Source organism: Limimaricola soesokkakensis (assembly GCF_900172345.1).
Classification (GTDB): Bacteria; Pseudomonadota; Alphaproteobacteria; order Rhodobacterales; family Rhodobacteraceae; genus Limimaricola; species Limimaricola soesokkakensis.
This window is the reverse complement of the sequence record NZ_FWFY01000010.1, coordinates 1-18253: the sequence shown is the minus strand read 5'-3', so window position 1 is coordinate 18253 and position 18253 is coordinate 1. Positions and strand designations below refer to the sequence as shown.

Genomic DNA, 18253 nt, shown 5'->3' with positions numbered 1-18253 from the left:
TTGCGGCTGCGGTGCCTGTGACAGTTTCTTGACAGAAACCATCGGGCACCTTAGAACGGTTCTAACTCCGAAAGCGGTTGCGTCGGAGCGGCTGTTGGGAGTTAACCAGACCCCCCAGCGGCGTCAATGAGATTGCCCTTCTAGAGGGTGAGATATGCCCCAGCGGGGGGCGGGAATGCCCCTGCGGGTGTCGGAACGGAGCGGTACGCGATGAAGCTGTCGACCAAGGGGCGCTATGCCATGGTGGCGCTGGCCGACATGGCTCTCCAGCCTGCGGGCACGCTGATCACGCTCGGAGAGATCTCCAAGCGTCAGGACATCTCGCTTCCCTATCTCGAGCAGCTTTTCGTCAAGCTGCGGCGCGACGGTCTGGTCGAGTCGGTGCGCGGGCCGGGTGGCGGCTATCGCTTGGCGCGGCCATCCTCGGAGATCCGCGTGGTCGAGATCCTCGCCGCGGTCGACGAAACGGTAAGCGCCATGCACAAGGGCGCGGGCGCCTCCGGCGGCGCCTCGGGCAGCCGTGCCCAGTCCCTGACCAACCGGTTGTGGGAGGGGCTGTCGGCGCATGTCTACGTGTTCCTGCACCAGACCCGGCTTTCGGACGTGACCTGCAACGGGCTCGCGCCCTGTCCCGCCGTGCCAAACCTGTTTCAGGTGGTGGACGGATGAGCCGGATCTACCTCGATCACAACGCCACCGCGCCGCTGCGGCCCGAGGCGCGCGAGGCGATGCTCGCGGCGATGGACGTCACCGGCAACCCGTCCTCGGTGCATGCCGAGGGCCGCGCCGCCAAGGCAATCGTGGAGCGCGCCCGTGCGGAAATCGCCGAGGCGGCGGGCGCTGCCGCGGCCGATATCGTCTTTGTTTCCGGCGCCACCGAGGCGGCGGCTCTGGCGCTCGAGGGGCGCGATCTCGATGGCGCGGCGGTCGAACATGATGCCATCGCGGCATGGGTCTCGGACGCGCTGCCGGTGGACGGGCAGGGCCATGTCGAGGTGGCCGAGCCCGGCCGCGCGGTGCTGCAGCTTGCCAATTCCGAGACCGGCGTGCTGCAGGATCTGCCCCGGGGACTCGCCCTGGCGGACATCACGCAGGGCTTCGGCCGCGTGCCCTTCGCCTTCGACTGGTCGGGGGTCGACATGGCGATCCTTTCGGCCCACAAGTTCGGCGGACCCAAGGGGGTCGGCGTGCTGATCCTCAGGCGCGGCACCGATCTGGCGGCGCGGATCAGGGGCGGCGGGCAGGAGATGGGCCGGCGCGCCGGCACCGAGAACGTGATCGGCATCGCCGGCATGGCGGCGGCGGCCAAGGCCGCGCAGCGCGACCTCGAAACCGGTGTCTGGGACAGGGTTTCAACCCTGCGCGACAAGTTGGAAGGGGCGGTGGAAAACGCCGCGCCCGATCTTATCTTTGCGGGCAGAGGCGCCGCGCGTCTGCCCAATACGAGCTGCTTCGCGGCCCGGGGCTGGAAGGGCGAGACCCAGGTGATGGCGATGGACCTCGCCGGAATCGCGATTTCCGCCGGATCGGCCTGTTCGAGCGGCAAGGTGCGCGCCAGCCGGGTGCTCACCGCGATGGGATACGACAGCGAGCTTGCAGGATCGGCGATCCGCGTCTCGCTCGGAGTGGAAACGACCGAGGACGAGGTTTCGCGTTTCGCGGAGGCCTGGAGTTCGGCCTACAGGAAAATGCGCGCCCGCGCGGCGTGAGATGGAAAAGGAGACCGTCATGGCGATCCTCGAGCAGGACATGACCAAGGAAGCCAAGGAAGGCGTCGATCAGGAGACTGTCGATGCCGTGGCGAAGCTGTCGGGTGCCTACAAGCACGGCTGGAACACCGAGATCGAGATGGATTACGCGCCCAAGGGCGTGAACCCAGACATCGTGCGGCTGATTTCGGACAAGAACGAAGAGCCCGAGTGGATGACCGAATGGCGTCTGCAGGCCTTCGCGCGCTGGGAAAAGCTCGACGAGCCGAACTGGGCGATGGTCAAATACCCCAAAATCGATTTCCAGGACATCTTCTACTACGCCCGCCCCAAGAGCATGGAGGTGAAGCCGAAATCGCTCGACGAGGTCGATCCCAAGCTGCTCGAGACGTACAAGAAGCTCGGCATTCCGCTGAAGGAGCAGATGATCCTCGCCGGCGTCGAAGGCGCCGAGAACGCCGCACCGGCCGATGGCGAGCGTAAGGTCGCCGTGGATGCCGTCTTCGACAGCGTCTCGGTCGGCACGACCTTCCAGAAGGAACTTGAGAAGGCGGGCGTGATCTTCTGCTCGATCTCCGAGGCGATCCGCGAGCATCCCGAGCTGGTGAAGAAGTATCTCGGCACCGTGGTGCCGCAGTCCGACAACTTCTATGCCACGCTGAACTCGGCCGTGTTCTCGGACGGCTCTTTCGTCTACGTGCCGCCGGGCGTGCGCTGCCCGATGGAGCTCTCGACCTATTTCCGCATCAATGCGGAGAACACCGGCCAGTTCGAGCGGACGCTGATCATCGCCGACAAGGGCTCCTACGTGTCCTACCTCGAAGGCTGCACCGCGCCCAAGCGTGACACCGCGCAGCTGCACGCCGCCGTGGTCGAGATCATCGTCGAGGAAGACGCCGAGGTGAAATACTCCACGGTGCAGAACTGGTATCCGGGCGACGAGAACGGCAAGGGCGGCATCTACAACTTCGTCACCAAGCGCGCCGATTGCCGTGGTGACCGGGCGAAGGTGATGTGGACGCAGGTCGAGACCGGCTCCGCCGTGACCTGGAAATACCCGTCCTGCATCCTGCGCGGCGACGACAGCCAAGGCGAATTCTACTCGATCGCCATCGCCAACAACCACCAGCAGGCGGACACCGGCACCAAGATGGTCCATCTGGGCAAGCGCACCAAGTCGCGCATTGTCTCCAAGGGCATCTCGGCCGGCCAGGCGCAGAACACCTATCGCGGCCTCGTCTCGATGCACCCCAAGGCCAAGGAAAGCCGCAACTATACCCAGTGCGACAGCCTTCTGATCGGCGACAAGTGCGGGGCGCACACCGTCCCCTACATCGAGGTCAAGAACAACTCGTCCCGCGTCGAGCACGAGGCAACCACCTCGAAGGTCGATGACGAGCAGCTGTTCTACTGCCGCCAGCGCGGCATGGACGAGGAGGAGGCGGTGGCCCTCGTGGTCAACGGCTTCTGCAAGGAGGTGCTGCAGGCGCTGCCGATGGAGTTCGCCATGGAAGCGCAGAGCCTCGTCGCGATCTCGCTGGAAGGCTCGGTCGGCTGATGGATCTGGTCGCGCCCCCGGACTTCGCCTTTCCGGAGGCGGAGGCCCGTGCCCTTGGCGCGGCCTATGAGGGTGCGACCACGATCCTTGAATACGGCTCGGGCGGCTCGACCGCGCTGGCGGCGCTGCTGCCGGGACGGACCGTCTTCGCCGTTGAAAGCGATCGCGGCTTCATCGCCCGGCTGAACCGCTGGTTCGAGGCCAGCCCGCCGGAGGCCACGGTGCATCTGCATCACGGCGATATCGGCCCCACGGGCAAGTGGGGCCAGCCGGCGGACGAGGCCGCGACTTGGCGGCGGTTCCACCGCTATCCGACCACGGTCTGGGACCGCGACGATTTCGTCCATCCCGACGTGGTGCTGGTCGACGGGCGCTTTCGCGCGGCCTGTTTCCTGACCACGCTGTTCCGGATCACCCGTCCGGTGCGGCTGTTCTTCGACGATTATGCCGAGCGGCCGATCTACCACGAGATCGAACGCTACGGTGCCCCGGTGGCGATGCATGGCCGCATGGCCGAGTTCGCCCTCGAACCCACACCGATCCCGGCAGGTGACCTGACCTGGATCCTCGAGACATTTACCCGCAGGAAGTGATGCGGAAGGAGAATTAGATGCTTAAGATCAGCGGCCTGAAGGTCAAACTTGAAGAAGAAGACAAGCAGATCCTGAAGGGCGTCGACCTCGAGGTCGGCGCGGGCCAGGTGCATGCGATCATGGGGCCGAACGGCTCGGGCAAGTCGACGCTGTCCTACGTGCTGTCGGGCCGCGACGGCTACGAAGTGACCGAGGGCTCGGCCGAGCTGGAAGGCGTCGACCTTCTGGACATGGAGCCCGAGGAGCGCGCCGCCGCCGGTCTCTTCCTCGCCTTCCAATACCCGGTCGAGATCCCGGGCGTCGGCAACATGACCTTCCTGCGCACCGCCTACAACGCTCAGCGCAAGGCGCGGGGCGAGGAAGAGGCATCGGCGGCCGAGTTCCTCAAGATCGTGCGCGAAAAAGCCAAGGACCTGAAGATCGACGCCGAGATGCTGAAGCGTCCCGTCAATGTCGGCTTCTCGGGTGGTGAGAAGAAGCGCAACGAGATCCTGCAGATGGCGGTTCTCGAGCCGAAGATGTGCATCCTCGACGAGACCGACTCGGGCCTCGACGTCGACGCGATGAAGCTCGTTTCCGACGGCGTGAACGCGCTTCGCAACGAGGGCCGCAGCTTCCTCGTGATCACCCACTACCAGCGCCTGCTCGACCACATCACGCCGGATGTCGTCCACATCATGGCGAATGGCCGCATCGTGAAGTCGGGCGGTCCCGAACTGGCGCTCGAGGTTGAGAAGAACGGCTATGCCGACCTGATGGACGAGGTGCAGTAATGGCGCTCGCACAAGCGAAATCCGACGCCACCGAGGCGCGCCTGTCGGGGATGCAAATCCCCGAGGGCGGCGCGGGCTGGGCACGCGCAGCGCGGCAGGACGCGCTGGACCGCCTGACCGGCATGGGGTTGCCCCAGCGCCGCGACGAATACTGGCGCTTCACCAACCCGGCGGAGTTCCTGAAACCCGAGACGCCGCGCGCCGAGATCGCGCTCGACGCGCCGGGCTTCGATGATACGGACGTTCTGCGTGTGGTCTTCACCGACGGCGTGTTCGACGCCGAGGCCTCCGACGCGCTATCGCAGGAAGGTCTGGAGATCGAGCGCTTCGCCGATGCCGTGACCAAGCACATTCATTGGATCAAGGGTTTGCTGGGCGTTCTTGAGACGGCTGGTCAGGATCGCGTCGATCGGCCCTTCGCCACGTTCAACACCGCCTTTGCCGAGGACGGTGTGGTTCTGCGCGCCACCGGCAAGGTGTCGAAGCCCGTGCATGTCGAGTATCGCCGTTCGGACGATACGGCAGAGGCGGTGCTGCGGCACATGGTGCGCGTCGAGGACGGGGCCGAGCTGACGCTTCTGGAAAGCGGTGTCGGGGCCTCGCGGCTCAACACCGGGTTGGAAGTGGACATCGCCGATCGCGGCGTGTTCCACCATGTCCGGATGCAGGGCCGCGACCACGAGCGTCGCGCCGCCACTCATGTGTTCGCGCGGTTGGGCGAAGAGAGCACCTTCAAGAGCTTCACGCTGTCGCTCAATGGCATGATGACCCGCAACGAGGTGATCATCACGCTCAAGGGCGACGACGCGGTGGCGCATGTGGCCGGTGCCGCGCTTGGCGACGGGCGCGACTTCCACCACGACGATACCGTGTTCATCACCCATGACGCGGTGAACTGCGAAAGCCGTCAGGTGTTCAAGAAGGTGCTTCGGAACGGTGCCACCGGCGTGTTCCAGGGCAAGATCCTCGTGCAGCCGGACGCGCAGAAGACCGATGGCTACCAGATCAGCCAGTCGCTGCTGTTGGACGAGGACGCCAACTTCCTCGCCAAGCCGGAGCTTGAGATCTATGCCGACGACGTGCAGTGCAGCCACGGCTCGACCTCGGGTGCGATCGACGAGACGGCGCTGTTCTATCTGAAGTCGCGCGGCATCCCCGAGGACAAGGCGCAGGACCTGCTGGTTCTGGCCTTCGTTGCCGAGGCGCTGGCCGAGATCGAGGACGAGGATCTGGCCGAGACGCTGCGCACGCAGCTCGCGGGCTGGCTCGAGCGGCGCCGCTGAGATGGCGGTGTCCTCGGACATCCTGAGGACCTGGCGCCACCCGCGCCGGGTCGTGGCCGACCTGCTCGACCAGGGGCGGCGCGAGGATCGGGCCATCGCCTTCCTGATGGCGGGCTGCGGGCTGATCTTCGTGGCGCAATGGCCGCGTCTGGCGCGGGTGGCGCATGAGACGGGCGACGAGCTGTCGAAGCTCGTCGCCTACGAGCTTGTGGCCTGGATCTTCTTCTGGCCCCTGATGTTCTATGCCATCGCGGGGCTGAGCTTTCTCGCATTGCGGTTCGTGGGGCGCGGGATCTCTGGCTTCTCGGCGCGCCTTGCGCTGTTCTGGGCCTTTCTCGCGGCCACCCCGGCAGGGCTCCTCTACGGGCTGCAGACCGGCCTGAACGGGTTCGGGCCGGCCGCGCAGCTCGTGGGCGCGATCTGGATCGCCGCCTTTTTCTGGTTCTGGGCGCAGGGTCTGCGTGCTGCCGTCACGGGGCGGGGCTGAGACCATGTGGGGCTATCTGACGGATCTTTTGCGGCTGAGCCTGCGCGCCCCGGCCGAAGCCGCGGCGCGGCTCCTGCGCGGGTTTCCCGGTTCGACCGCCACCTGGCAGGCCTTGGTGCTCGTCACCTGCGTCAGCGTCGTTGTGACCGCGCTCATCCAAGGCGCGATGCCGGTGATGCCGATGGACGCCGAGGGCGCGTTCGGCCTCTCGCCCTTCGGCTATGCGGGGCTTCTCGGCGCGTCTCTGGTGCTGCTCGCCGGCGGCGTGACCGCTACGGGCCGGTTGCTGGGCGGGGTCGGGAGTTTCGGACCCGCCTTGGCGCTCGTGGTCTGGCTCGAGGTGCTGGCCATGGCGCTGCGGCTGGTGCAGGGGGTGCTGATCCTGGTTCTGCCGCCGCTTGCGGGGCTGGTCGGGCTGGCCGGGCTGGTCTGGCTGTTCTGGTGCCTCGCGCGCTTCGTTCAGGTGCTGCACGGTTTTCAGAGCGTCGGCCGCGCCACGGTGGCTCTGTTTCTTGCCTTCATCGCCATCGGTACGGCGCTCGCGCTGCTGCTGGCGCTCACCGGGCTGACCGCCCAGGGAGGACTGACCAATGTATGATGTCGAAGAGATCAGGGCCCAGTTCCCGATCCTCTCGCGCGAGATCAACGGCGTGCCCTTGGTCTATCTCGACAACGGCGCCTCGGCGCAGAAGCCGCAGGTGGTGATTGACGCGATCACCCGCGGCTATGCGCATGAATACTCCAACGTGCATCGCGGGCTGCACACGCTTTCGACCATCTCGACCGAGAGATACGAGGGCACCCGCGATGTCGTGCGCAAGTTTCTCGGCGCGGCGAGCCAGGAGGAGATCATCCTCAACACCGGCACCACCGAGGGCATCAACATGGTCGCTCATGGCTGGGCGATGCCGCGCATGGAGCCCGGCGACGAAATAGTGCTGTCGATCATGGAGCATCACGCCAACATCGTGCCGTGGCACTTCCTGCGCGAGCGGCAGGGCGTGGTGATCAAATGGGTGGACGTGGATGCCAATGGCGACCTCGACCCGCAGGCGGTGATCGACGCGATCGGGCCGAAGACGAAGCTCGTGGCCGTCACCCACATGTCGAACGTGTTGGGCACGGTGGTCGACGTGAAGGCGATCTGCGACGGCGCGCGCGCGAAGGGCGTGCCGGTGCTGGTCGATGGCAGCCAGGCGGCGGTGCACATGCCGGTCGATGTGCAGGAGATCGGCTGCGATTTCTACGCGATCACCGGCCACAAGCTCTATGGCCCCTCGGGCTCGGGCGCGATCTACGCGCGGCGCGAGCGCATGGCCGAGATGCGGCCCTTCATGGGCGGCGGCGACATGATCGACCAGGTCACGCGCGACACGGTCACCTACAACGTGCCGCCGATGAAGTTCGAAGCCGGCACGCCCTCGATCGTCTCGACCATCGGCATGGGCGTGGCGCTGGACTGGATGATGGGCGTGGGGATGGAGAACATCGCCGCGCATGAGCGGCGCCTGCGCGATCATGCGATCGGTCGGTTCAAGGGGCTCAACTGGCTCGACATCCAAGGCACATCGGCCGGGAAGGGCGCGATCTTCTCGCTGAGCATCGAGGGCGGCGCGCATGCGCATGACATCTCGACCGTGCTCGACAAGAAGGGCATCGCGGTGCGCGCGGGCACCCATTGCGCGATGCCGCTGATGGCGCATCTGGGCCTCGGCGCCACCTGCCGCGCCTCCTTCGGCCTTTACAACACCGAAGCCGAGATCGATCGCCTGGTCGAGGCGCTGGAGCTGTGCCACGAGCTCTTTGCATGAGCATCGCTTGACGCGGGGGCGGGTGCGAAAAGCCGTTGCGCCCGCTCCCGCTTTCCCCTATCGATCCCGCATCGGCACCCGTAGCTCAGCTGGATAGAGCGCTGCCCTCCGAAGGCAGAGGCCAGAGGTTCGAATCCTCTCGGGTGCGCCATTTCCCCATCTATCGTAAGACAGACCGCTGCCAATCTGGCTCGATCGTCGAGCGCTGTTCGATGCGACGCGGCCCGGGTGCTTCGGATCTACCTAGGCGTTAGTCGGGCGCCGCGCTTCGGCTCGAATATTCAGATAATTGCCGCCAAGGATCAGCGTGGCGCCGATCAGCATCAGCGGCCCGACGGGTTCGCCGTAGAGCACCAGCCCGACCACCGCGATGACCGGCAGGCGGAGGAAGTCGAACGGCATCACCAGCGTCGCAGGCGCGAGGCGCAGCGCGTTGGCGATGCAGAAATGCGCGCCGAGCCCGGCCGCGGCGATCACGCCGATCCATGGCAGGGCCGCCTGCGACGGGGCGGCGATGGCGCCGTCGATCCCGGCGCAGGCAAAGCCGAGCACCGTCTGGCTCGCGGTCATCCACCACAGGATGCGGGCCACCGGGGCCTCCGCCGTAAGGCGCCGGGTCAGCATGTAAGTGAAGGCGAAGCCCACGGCGCAGCCCGCCGCGGCCAGAAGCGCAGGGCTGAGCGGTGCGGCGCCGGGACGCGCGACCATCACGATCCCGAGGAAGCCGAGGATCGCCGCGATGGCGCGCGGCCGCGTCAGCCTTTCGCCCAGGAGCAGCGGCGACAGCACCAGCACCCAAAGCGGTGCGGTGAACTCGAAGGCGAAGACCTGCGCCAGCGGCAGCGCAGCGAGCGCGTAGAACCACAGGTTCTGGGCGCTGAAATGGGCGATGTTGCGCGCCAGATGCAGGCCGGGGTGGCGCGGCGTCACCTCGTGCCAGCGGCGGCCGAGGCTCAGGACGAGAGCGACGATCGCCATGCCGATCAGCGACCGCCACGCCATGATCTCGAATGTGTCGAGCTCGATCGATACGGCCCGACCCGCCACCGCCATCGAGGTGAAGGCCGTCACTGCGCCCATCATCCACAGGGCGGCATAGAGCGGCGCGGTGTCCGATGGCCGGGCGATGCTGGGGGTCATCTCTGCGTGCTCTTCAACCGCAGCGTGGGTCCTCGGGCCTCACTAGCGCAGGCCGCGGGGCTTTCCCAGCGCCGTCAGTGGGCGCCGGGGCGGGCAGGGCGCCGGGGTGCTGCGGGTCGAACCCGTTTGACCCGCAGCACAGGGGGGCCTAGAAGTCGGAAACACTTCCGAGAAGAGCGGGAACTGCCTTGACCGACGCCAGCCCCATCCGCCACGACTGGACCCGCGCCGAGGCGCAGGCGATCTTCGACCAGCCGTTCAACGACCTGTTGTTCCAGGCGCAGACCGTGCATCGGCAGAACTTCGATCCCAACAAGGTTCAGCGCAGCCGGCTGTCGAACATCAAGACCGGCGGCTGCGCCGAGGATTGTGCCTATTGCAGCCAGTCGGCTCGCAACGGCTCGCACTTGCCGGCCTCCAAGCTGATCGAGGTCGAGCGCGTGCTCTCCGAGGCGCGCCGCGCCAAGGAGCAGGGCTCGACCCGATTCTGCATGGGCGCGGCTTGGCGCTCGCCCAAGGAGCGCGACATGGACCAGCTCGTCGCCATGGTCGAGGGCGTGCGCGCCATGGGCATGGAAACCTGCATGACGCTGGGCATGCTCGACGACGACCAGGTGATTCGGCTCAAGGGCGCGGGGCTCGACTACTACAACCACAACATCGACACCTCGGAGCGGTATTACCCCGAGGTGATCACCACCCGCACCTTCGCCGACCGGATCGACACGCTCAACCGCGTGCGCGAGGCTGGGATAAAGGTTTGCTCGGGCGGCATCCTCGGGATGGGCGAGACTGAGATGGACCGGATCGACATGCTGTTGGCGTTGGCCAACCTGCCAGAGCATCCCGACAGTGTGCCGATCAACCAGCTGATGCCGATGCCCGACACGCCGCTCGCCGAGGCCGAGCCGGTCGACGGGATCGACTTCGTCCGCGTGATCGCTCTGGCGCGCATCCTGATGCCCAAGGCGCATCTGCGGCTCTCGGCCGGGCGCACCGCGATGAGCGAGGAGACGCAGGCGCTGTGCTTCTTCGCAGGCGCCAACTCGATTTTTTCGGGCGACGTGCTGCTCACCGCCGAGAACCCGGGGGAGGACAAGGATTCTGTCCTGTTCGGGCGGCTCGGTTTGGAGCCGATGGAACTGGGCGAGACCGGGGCACGATGAGCGCGGCGGCCTCACGGGGCCGCCCCGGCTTTCCGCGCCACGCCGAGGCGCTCGAGGCGCTCGGCGTGCGCGGCCGCAGGCGGGCGCTGATGCCCCGTGCGGGGCGGGACTTTTCCTCGAACGATTATCTCGGGCTGGCAAGTTCCGAGCTGCTGCGCGCGGCGGCGCGCGCGGCGCTCGATCGGGGCGTGGCCACGGGTTCAGGCGGCTCGCGGCTGTTGCGCGGGAATGATGCCGAGCACGTGGCGTTGGAGGAAGAGGCGGCGGCGTTCTTCGGGGCGCCGGCTGCGCTCTACATGGGGGCGGGGTTTCCCGGCAACGTGGCGATCTTCTCGAGCCTGCCGATGCAGGGCGATCTCGTGCTGCACGACGCGCTGGTCCATGCCAGCGCCCATGACGGGTTGCGGCTCGGCCGGGCCGAGACGCAGAGCTTTGCTCATAACGACGCCGATGCCGCGCGCGACGCGTTGCGGTCATGGCGCGCCGCCGGTGGTACTGGCCGGGCTTGGATCGCTTGCGAAAGCCTCTATTCGATGGAGGGCGATCTCGCGCCGCTCGACGATCTCGCCGCCGTCGCGGCCGAGGACGGCGCGGTATTGGTCGTCGACGAGGCGCATGCGACCGGGCTTTATGGAGTGCAGGGGCAGGGCCGGGCGCACGGGCTCGACCCTTCGGTCGATCTCCTCAGCCTGCACACCTGCGGCAAGGCGCTCGGCGGGGCCGGCGGGCTGATCTGCGGCGATCCGATGCTGATCGACACACTGATCAACCGCGCCCGCAACTTCATCTTCTCTACCGCGCCATCGCCGCTCGACGCCGCTGTCATGCGCGCGGCGCTGCGGCTCGTCGCGGAGCGGCCCAAGTTGCGCGAGGCGGCCTGGCGCAACATTGCCCATGCACATGAGGCCGCGCGGCGCGGCGGCTTCGGCGCGTTCGGTACGCAGATCTTGCCGGTGCTGATCGGCGACGATGCCGAGGCGCTGGCGCTGGCCCAGGCCTTGCAGGCGCGCGGCCACGACGTGCGCGCGATCCGCCCGCCCACCGTGCCGCGCGGCACGGCACGGCTGCGCGTCTCGATCACCCCCAATGTCAGCAAGGACGAGATTGACGCGCTCTTCGCCGATCTCGCGGACATCCGAAAGGCCGCCGCATGAAACCGATCGTCGTCACCGGCACCGATACCGGCATCGGCAAGACCGTGGTCTCGGCGGGCCTCGTCCAGACCCTCGGCGCGCATTACTGGAAGCCGGTGCAGTCGGGCCTTGAAGAGGAGACCGACAGCGAGATCGTGGCGCGGCTCGCCGGTGCGCCGGTGCTGTCAGAGGCGGTGCGGCTCGAACTCCCGGCCAGCCCGCATATCTCGGCCGAGGCCGAAGGGGTGCGGATCGACGTCGAGGCGCTGAGGCTGCCCGACTCCCCCCGGCCGCTGGTGGTCGAGGGGGCGGGCGGGCTGATGGTGCCGCTCGACGACCAGACCACCTTCCTCGATCTCTTTGCCCGCTGGGGCGCGCCGGTGGTGCTGGTCGCGCGCACCGCGCTCGGGACCATCAACCATTCGTTGCTGTCGCTGGCGGCGCTGCGCGGGGCCGGGGTGCCGGTGGCCGGTCTGATCTTTTCGGGCGAGGCCGCGCCCCGCGTCGAGCGCACCATCGCCGAGATGGGCGAGGTGGCCCATCTAGGCCGGGTTGGGCCGCTCGATCCGCTCGATGGCGACAGCCTGCGGGATGCCTTCGCGGCGATCGACATCGCCGCGATCCGCCGCGCGATGGGGGCGGCATGACCGACGCCGATTTTGACCGCCGCCATTTGTGGCACCCCTACACCAACGTCATGGCGCCGGGTCCGACCTACATGGTCGAGCACGCCGAAGGGGCGTGGATCACGCTCGACGACGGCACGCGGATGATCGACGCCATGTCGTCGTGGTGGTGCGCGATCCACGGCCATCGGCACCCCGCGATCACGGCGGCGATGAAGGCGCAGATCGACCACTTGCCGCATGTGATGTTCGGCGGGCTCACTCATCGCCCGGCGGTCGAGCTGGGGCGCAGGCTGGTCGAGATGACGCCCGAAGGGCTCGACCACGTGTTCTACTGCGACAGCGGTTCGGTCGCGGTCGAGGTGGCGATGAAGATGGCGGTGCAGCACCAGCTCGCCGCCGGGAATCCGGGACGCACCCGCTTTGCCACGCCGCGCGGCGGCTATCACGGCGATACCTGGAAGGCGATGAGCGTCTGCGATCCGGTGAACGGCATGCACCACCTGTTCGAGGGTGCGCTCAACATCCAGTATTTCGCACCGCAGCCGCCGGTGACCATGTCAGAGGACTGGCCCGAGGACGACGAGGCCAACGGCGTCGCGGCGCTGTCGCGGCTGCTGCACGAGCATGGCGACCAGATCGCGGGTCTGATCCTGGAGCCGGTGGTGCAGGGGGCGGGGGGCATGCGCTTCTACCACCCCGAATATCTGCGCCGTGCGCGCAAGCTTTGCGATGAGCTGGGGGTCCTGCTGATCTTCGACGAGATCGCCACTGGCTTCGGCCGCACCGGCGAATTGTTCGCGGCCAATCTGGCCGGGGTCACCCCGGACATCATGTGCTTGGGCAAGGCGCTGACCGGCGGGCACCTGTCCTTTGCCGCTGTGATGGCCTCGGGCGAAGTGGCGCGGCGCATCGGCTCCGGTGAGCCGGGGCTCTTTATGCACGGGCCCACCTTCATGGGCAATCCGCTCGCCTGCGCCGCCGCCTGCGCCAGCCTCGACCTGCTGGCGGATGGCGAATGGCGCGACCGCGTGGCCGGCATCGCCCGGCAGATGGAGGTCGAGCTTGCGCCCGCGAAAGCGCTGCCGGGCGTCGCGGATGTGCGGGTGCTGGGGGCGATCGCGGTGATCGAGATGGACCACGAGGTCAGCGCCGACCGCGCGCATCCGATATCGCGCGAAACCGGGGTCTGGCTGCGGCCCTTCGGGCGCAACATCTATGCCATGCCGCCCTATATCCTGTCGCCGGAAGAGGTCGGGCAGGTGAGCGCTGCGATGATCCGCCTCGCGGAGATACTCTAGGCCGATGCGCTGGCGCTGGCTCAGCGGACCGGACCGGGCAGGGCAGGTGGTGGTGCTGTTCGGCGGCTGGGCCGCCGGCGCGGCACCGTTCCGGCATCTCGGCGATGACCGCGACGTCCTGTTCGTCGAGGATTGGCGCGATCTCGACGCCGAGCTGCCTTCGCTATCGGGTTATGCACGGCGCAGCCTAGTCGCATGGTCGTTCGGCGTGGCGGCCTATGCCCATTGGCAGGCCGGGCGCGCGGACCCGTTCCATCGCCGTGTCGCGGTCTGCGGCAGCCCGAACCCGGTCGACCGCCGCCTCGGCATCCCGCCCGCGATCTTCGCGCGCACCCGCGATAGCCTGGACGAGGTGACGCTCGCGGCGTTTCTCGACCGTGCCGGTGCGCCTCCCTTGACGGCCCCCGACATCGACGCCCTGCGCACCGAGCTGGACGCCGTCGCGGCGCGCGGCCCGGCCCCTGTTGCGGCATGGGACGCGGCTTTGATCGCGACGCGCGACCATGTCTTTCCGGCCCCCAATCTGCGCCGGGCCTTCGCCGATGTGCCGCTGCGCGAGGTCGAGGCGCCGCACGCGCCATTTTGCGGCTGGACGAGTTGGGACGAGGTGCTCGCGTGACCCCGTCCTGCGAGCGTGTCGCTCGGGCGTTTCGCCGAGGGCTGTCGAGCTACCATGCCGAGGCGCGGGTACAGGCCCGCAGCGCCGCGCGCCTGGCCGAGATGCTGGCCGAGCAGGGGGCGGGACCACGCATTGATCGGGTGTTCGAGTTCGGCTGCGGCACCGGGCTGCTGACTCAGGCGCTGCGCGCCCGCTTCGAGATCGGCGATTACCGCAGCAACGACCTTCTTCCCGAGGCAGCGGCGCATCTGCCGCCAGAATTGCGCCCGGGCTTTTGCGCCGGGCCGGTGGAGCGGCTGGCGCTCGACGGGCGTTTCGATCTGATCGCCTCCGGCGCCACGATCCAGTGGATCGCCGATCCCGCGGCGCTGCTGTCGCGGCTCTGCACGCATCTCGCCCCCGGCGGATTCCTGTTGCTCGGCGGCTTCGGGCGCGGACATTTCGCGGAGATCGCTGCCTTGGGCGCGCCCGCGCCGCTCTCCTATGCCGACCCCGAGGAGTGGCCGGAATTGCTGCCGCCCGGCTTGCGGATCGCCGCGATCGAAGCCCGGCGCGAGGTGATGGGTTTCAACGACCTGCCGCAGCTGCTGCGCCATCTGCGCGCCACAGGTGTCACCGGCAACGCCCGCGCCGGCTGGGGGCGGGCCGCCCTGCGCACCGCAGAGGCGCGCTGGCGCGCCGAGCATGCCTTGCCGGATGGCCGTCTCGCTTTGAGCTATGTCTCGGTGCATCTCGTCGTGTCCCGTCCAGGGTGAACCGGTCAGGCCCCGCGCACCGGGGTCGTCCGCACGCGTCAATCGAGGATGAAGATCTCGGGCTGGGTCAGGAAATGCTCACTCAGCGGTGGCACGTCGCCGTCGATCTCCTCCAGCGGGATCGTCGACAGGAGGCCCAGCGCCCGGCGCTTGGCGGCGATCGCGGCGGGCGGCGCCGAGAGAAGACGCATGGCACGCGGCACCGGCGCGGCCGCCTGAAACCGCGCCGCGAGCGGATAGGCCAGAGCCCGATGCGCCTCGCTCATGGCGGCCCGGCCGATCGCATGGCTTCTTTGCCGGTCAGGATGCGCCTCCTCGCGCCAAGGTAGCAGCACCGCGGCCTTCTCCGGAATGCAGGCCGCGACCTTCGCGGCGACGAGGTCGAAGGGCCGCCCGCCCGAGGGCAACATCCCCTCCCGCTCGTCAAAGCAATGCAGTACCGCCTCCGGCGCAAGGCCCGATAGAGCGGTCGAGTCGTCCTGCAGGGCCGCCACGGCGGTGCCGCGCGTCAGGCAGACGACCCGAACCGGCAGCCCGGCCCGGACCGCGCCGTGGATCAGCGCCGCGCAGCCCAGGATCTCGTCACCGGGATGCGCCGCGATCACCACGAGACCGCCCGCGTCGCGCAGCAGTTCACCGGTGGTCGCCGAAAGAGCGAGCCGTGCGCCCCACAGAAGCGGGCTCTCGCCGGTGAAACGGCTTGATCCCCGATGTCCCCGCATACTAGGCCCCACCCATGCGCGTCCTCGAGAACATCATCAGCGACCGTGGTTCGAAATACGCCGTCTCGGGCGCGCCCTGCACCTCCGACGCCGAGGCCAAGCTGTTTCTGAAGGAACTGCAGCGCCGCAAGAAATTCGCCAAGGCCACCCATAACAGCTGGGCCTTGCTGGCGGCGGACGGTCCCTTGAAGAACGATGACGGCGAGAGCGGGGCCGGCATGGTGATCCTGCGCATGCTCGAGCGCGAGGGGCTGCACGACCACCTCATCATCGTGACCCGCTGGTATGGCGGCAAGCATCTGGGCGGCGACCGCTTCCGGCACGTGCAGGACGCGGTGCGGATCTATCTCGACGCCCTGGCGGTCGACCGGCAGGGTTGAGCGTCGCCATCAGGGAAAGGCTAGACCTGGCCATCTGTCTTGATGTTGATGGTGTTGCCGCAATGCTTGCAATGTACCGCGTCGGCATCGTGCAGGAAAAGCCCGCAGGTCTGGCAGGTCACCCGCACCTTGCTGGGGCGGAACAGAACCTGCGCCAGCCGCAGGAAAAGCGTGACGCCGCAGATCATGATCGCGACCGAGATCATCCGCCCGCCGGTGCCCGAGAGGGTGATGTCGCCGAACCCCGTGGTCGTCAGCGCCGTGACGGTGAAGTAGAGCGCATCGGCGTAGTTGCCGATATCGGCGCTGCCCCGATGCTGGGTCGCGAAGACGAAGCCCGACATCACGAAGATGAACACCCCGAGATTGGTCGCGGCCACGAGCAGTTGTTCATTGTCGCGGAAGAACCGGAAATCGGCCCTGAGCCGGTCCTTGGTCTGGAACATGTGCAAGAGCCGCAAGGTGCGCAGAATCCGCAGGAAGGCAAAGCCCTCGCCCGCCAGCGGCGCGAAGAAAGAGGCTGCGCTGACAAGATCGGCCAGCGTGGTTGGGTAGCACAGGAACCGCCACCGCCGGGGCGCGATCCACAGCCGCGCGGCAAGATCGGCAAGGATCACCGTGCCGAAGAGCAGGTCGAGCCCCTGAACCCATGGGCCATAGGCGGTAAAGGAGGTGACCACGACGAACAGGATCGCGACGATGTCGAAGCCGAGCAGCCAATAGCGAAAGCGATGCGCGCGCGGCGTCGCGCCCTGATAGAGTTCGACCACCCTGTCCTTCATCTTCTCGCGCATCTCCCCAAGACCGTCATCCGGAACGCGCCGGCTTCGCGCCAACCTCGCACGCGTCGGCGCCACCGTCGACCCGCTCCCCGGCGTGACCGTGCAGGGCTCCGAAGCATGCGGCCCCGGACCGGGATTGTCCCTATTAGGACCACGTGTCCGAAGTGGGTCAAACATCTTGGCCGAAATACGAAAAGCGCCCCCTCCCATGGAGCGCTTTTCCGTTTCCTCACTGCCATGTTGCGGCATGGCTGCGTGGCTGCTCGCTTCCGAACGACGGCGACGGCGCATGAGCGCCGCCGCAGTTAATTTGGCTTGATGGTGACTTATTCGTCGTCGCTGTCCTTCTGCTTGCGCTTGTTCCGACGTTCCGCCTTCTTGAGCTCACGCCGCTCTTTCGCGGCCTTGCGCTTCTCGCGCTTCTCGGCCTTCAGTTCGCGCTTGCTCTTCTTTTCGACCTTGGTGTCGGAGTCGCCATCGACTTCCTCATCGCGATCGTCTTCGTCCTCGTCGCGGTCGTCCTCATCCTCGCTGGCCCTGCGCTGCTTGCGCCTCTCGGCCTTCAGCTCGCGCTTGCTCTTCTTCTCGACCGTGGCGCCCGAGCCATCAGTGACGTCCTCGCGGTCGTCCTCATCCTCGTCGTGGTCGTCCTCGTCGTGGTCGTCCTCGTCATGATCGTCCTCGTCGTGGTCGCTCTCGTCGTGCTCGTGATCGTCTTCTTCGAAGTCCTCCTCGTCCTCCTCGCGATCACGATCAACATCCTCGGCCTCTTCCTCGAGGTCCCGGATCGCTTCGCGCTGTTCCTTTTTCAGTTCGCGAAGCCGCTCGCGCAGTTCGGCTCGTGCCTCGTCGTTGTCTTCGTCGATCCCCGCAAGTTCCTCGGTCAGGTCCGCGATGGCCTCGCGCTTCTCGTTCAGGATGCCTTCGCTCTCTTCCTCGAGTTCGGCGAGGGCGTCGGCCTTTTCCGCTTCCAGTTCGCGAAGTTCCTCTTCCACGTCGGCGCGGTCGCCCGGATCGGCGTCCCTCAACTCCTGCTCGAGTTCGCGCAGGGCCTCCGCAAAGTCCCGATCGATGCCTCGGCGTTCGTCCTCCAGCTCGGCCAGAGCCTCGCGCTCCTCCTCCTCGATCTCCGCGAGGGCGTCCTCGAGTTCGCTGCGGGCCTCGTCGTCATCATCACCGACGTCGGCGATCTCGTCCTTCAACTCGCGGATGGCATCCTTGTACTCGTCACGGATCTCGCGGAGTTCCTCTTCCAGATCGTCGACCGCCTCCGCGTCGTCTTCGCTCTTGACCTGAGACCCTGTTCCTCCTCCAGTTTGGGGTAGAGTCCGTCCAACTCAGGAGACGGACATGAAGCGATCGCGTTTCGCGGAAGAGCAGATCATTGGAATGCTGAAGGAACAGGAGGCCGGGCT

Annotated in this window: 20 protein-coding genes and 1 tRNA gene; 17 read left to right on the top strand and 4 right to left on the bottom strand. The window is 67.3% G+C overall.

The annotated features are described in order from the left end of the window. The first annotated feature begins 210 nt into the window (after positions 1-210). The 10 genes from iscR (at position 211) to LOS8367_RS14380 (ending at position 8365) form a co-directional block, all read left to right on the top strand. Positions 211-669 (top strand): Fe-S cluster assembly transcriptional regulator IscR, encoded by a 459-nt coding sequence (gene iscR / locus LOS8367_RS14425; RefSeq protein ID WP_085897232.1) that lies wholly within the window; start codon positions 211-213, stop codon positions 667-669. Beyond that, positions 666-1709 carry a cysteine desulfurase family protein gene (locus tag LOS8367_RS14420; protein ID WP_085897231.1) on the top strand — a complete coding sequence of 348 codons (1044 nt, stop codon included), beginning with the start codon at positions 666-668 and terminating at the stop codon, positions 1707-1709. Before iscR ends, LOS8367_RS14420 begins: the two co-directional genes overlap by 4 nt. A 19-nt stretch (positions 1710-1728) precedes the next feature. Beyond that, positions 1729-3267 carry a Fe-S cluster assembly protein SufB gene (sufB, locus tag LOS8367_RS14415; protein ID WP_085897381.1) on the top strand — a complete coding sequence of 513 codons (1539 nt, stop codon included), beginning with the start codon at positions 1729-1731 and terminating at the stop codon, positions 3265-3267. After that, positions 3267-3860 (top strand): class I SAM-dependent methyltransferase, encoded by a 594-nt coding sequence (locus LOS8367_RS14410; protein ID WP_085897230.1) that lies wholly within the window; start codon positions 3267-3269, stop codon positions 3858-3860. Before sufB ends, LOS8367_RS14410 begins: the two co-directional genes overlap by 1 nt. 17 nt (positions 3861-3877) lie before the next feature. Then, complete coding sequence (sufC, locus tag LOS8367_RS14405; RefSeq protein ID WP_085897229.1) at positions 3878-4633, top strand: Fe-S cluster assembly ATPase SufC; 756 nt, start codon at positions 3878-3880, stop codon at positions 4631-4633. Then, positions 4633-5916, top strand: a complete 1284-nt coding sequence (gene sufD, locus LOS8367_RS14400; protein WP_085897228.1) for a Fe-S cluster assembly protein SufD — start codon at positions 4633-4635, stop codon at positions 5914-5916. Before sufC ends, sufD begins: the two co-directional genes overlap by 1 nt. 1 nt (position 5917) lies before the next feature. Beyond that, the gene (locus LOS8367_RS14395) at positions 5918-6403 is read left to right on the top strand and encodes a hypothetical protein (RefSeq protein WP_085897227.1); all 486 of its coding nucleotides are present in this window, start codon (positions 5918-5920) and stop codon (positions 6401-6403) included. Between the two features lie 4 nt (positions 6404-6407). After that, complete coding sequence (locus LOS8367_RS14390; protein ID WP_085897226.1) at positions 6408-7001, top strand: YIP1 family protein; 594 nt, start codon at positions 6408-6410, stop codon at positions 6999-7001. After that, positions 6994-8214: a cysteine desulfurase gene (locus LOS8367_RS14385; protein WP_085897225.1), complete on the top strand. Its 1221-nt coding sequence runs from the start codon at positions 6994-6996 to the stop codon at positions 8212-8214. The genes LOS8367_RS14390 and LOS8367_RS14385 overlap by 8 nt, the downstream gene beginning before the upstream one ends. A gap of 74 nt (positions 8215-8288) precedes the next feature. Next, a tRNA-Arg gene (locus tag LOS8367_RS14380) sits at positions 8289-8365 on the top strand. A 92-nt stretch (positions 8366-8457) separates the two neighbouring features. Here LOS8367_RS14380 and LOS8367_RS14375 read toward each other — a convergent pair. After that, on the bottom strand, positions 8458-9354 hold the full coding sequence (locus tag LOS8367_RS14375; protein WP_085897224.1) for a DMT family transporter: 897 nt from the start codon (positions 9352-9354) through the stop codon (positions 8458-8460). A 188-nt stretch (positions 9355-9542) separates the two neighbouring features. Here LOS8367_RS14375 and bioB point away from each other — a divergent pair, with 188 nt between their 5' ends. Genes bioB through LOS8367_RS14345 form a run of 6 tightly spaced genes read left to right on the top strand, consistent with a single transcriptional unit; the run spans position 9543 to position 14954 of the window. Beyond that, positions 9543-10520: a biotin synthase BioB gene (gene bioB / locus LOS8367_RS14370; RefSeq protein WP_085897223.1), complete on the top strand. Its 978-nt coding sequence runs from the start codon at positions 9543-9545 to the stop codon at positions 10518-10520. Then, a complete protein-coding gene (locus LOS8367_RS14365) occupies positions 10517-11674 on the top strand; it encodes an aminotransferase class I/II-fold pyridoxal phosphate-dependent enzyme (protein ID WP_085897222.1) in 1158 nt (385 codons plus the stop codon). Before bioB ends, LOS8367_RS14365 begins: the two co-directional genes overlap by 4 nt. Further along, a complete protein-coding gene (gene bioD, locus LOS8367_RS14360; RefSeq protein ID WP_085897221.1) occupies positions 11671-12300 on the top strand; it encodes a dethiobiotin synthase in 630 nt (209 codons plus the stop codon). Before LOS8367_RS14365 ends, bioD begins: the two co-directional genes overlap by 4 nt. Next, positions 12297-13580: an adenosylmethionine--8-amino-7-oxononanoate transaminase gene (gene bioA, locus LOS8367_RS14355; protein ID WP_085897220.1), complete on the top strand. Its 1284-nt coding sequence runs from the start codon at positions 12297-12299 to the stop codon at positions 13578-13580. The genes bioD and bioA overlap by 4 nt, the downstream gene beginning before the upstream one ends. A gap of 4 nt (positions 13581-13584) precedes the next feature. Beyond that, on the top strand, positions 13585-14199 hold the full coding sequence (locus tag LOS8367_RS14350; RefSeq protein WP_085897219.1) for a pimeloyl-ACP methyl esterase BioG family protein: 615 nt from the start codon (positions 13585-13587) through the stop codon (positions 14197-14199). Further along, on the top strand, positions 14196-14954 hold the full coding sequence (locus LOS8367_RS14345; RefSeq protein ID WP_106535095.1) for a methyltransferase domain-containing protein: 759 nt from the start codon (positions 14196-14198) through the stop codon (positions 14952-14954). The genes LOS8367_RS14350 and LOS8367_RS14345 overlap by 4 nt, the downstream gene beginning before the upstream one ends. A 38-nt stretch (positions 14955-14992) precedes the next feature. On the opposite strand, the gene LOS8367_RS14340 is transcribed toward LOS8367_RS14345, so the two are convergent. Beyond that, positions 14993-15676: a PIG-L deacetylase family protein gene (locus LOS8367_RS14340; RefSeq protein ID WP_085897218.1), complete on the bottom strand. Its 684-nt coding sequence runs from the start codon at positions 15674-15676 to the stop codon at positions 14993-14995. A 14-nt stretch (positions 15677-15690) separates the two neighbouring features. Here LOS8367_RS14340 and LOS8367_RS14335 point away from each other — a divergent pair, with 14 nt between their 5' ends. Further along, positions 15691-16056, top strand: a complete 366-nt coding sequence (locus tag LOS8367_RS14335; protein WP_085897217.1) for a YigZ family protein — start codon at positions 15691-15693, stop codon at positions 16054-16056. 20 nt (positions 16057-16076) lie between these two features. On the opposite strand, the gene LOS8367_RS14330 is transcribed toward LOS8367_RS14335, so the two are convergent. Both LOS8367_RS14330 and LOS8367_RS18875 read right to left on the bottom strand, forming a co-directional pair. Further along, the gene (locus LOS8367_RS14330; protein ID WP_242665610.1) at positions 16077-16850 is read right to left on the bottom strand and encodes a potassium channel family protein; all 774 of its coding nucleotides are present in this window, start codon (positions 16848-16850) and stop codon (positions 16077-16079) included. 314 nt (positions 16851-17164) lie between these two features. Then, a complete protein-coding gene (locus LOS8367_RS18875) occupies positions 17165-18040 on the bottom strand; it encodes a hypothetical protein (protein ID WP_085897216.1) in 876 nt (291 codons plus the stop codon). Positions 18041-18253 lie beyond the last annotated feature (213 nt).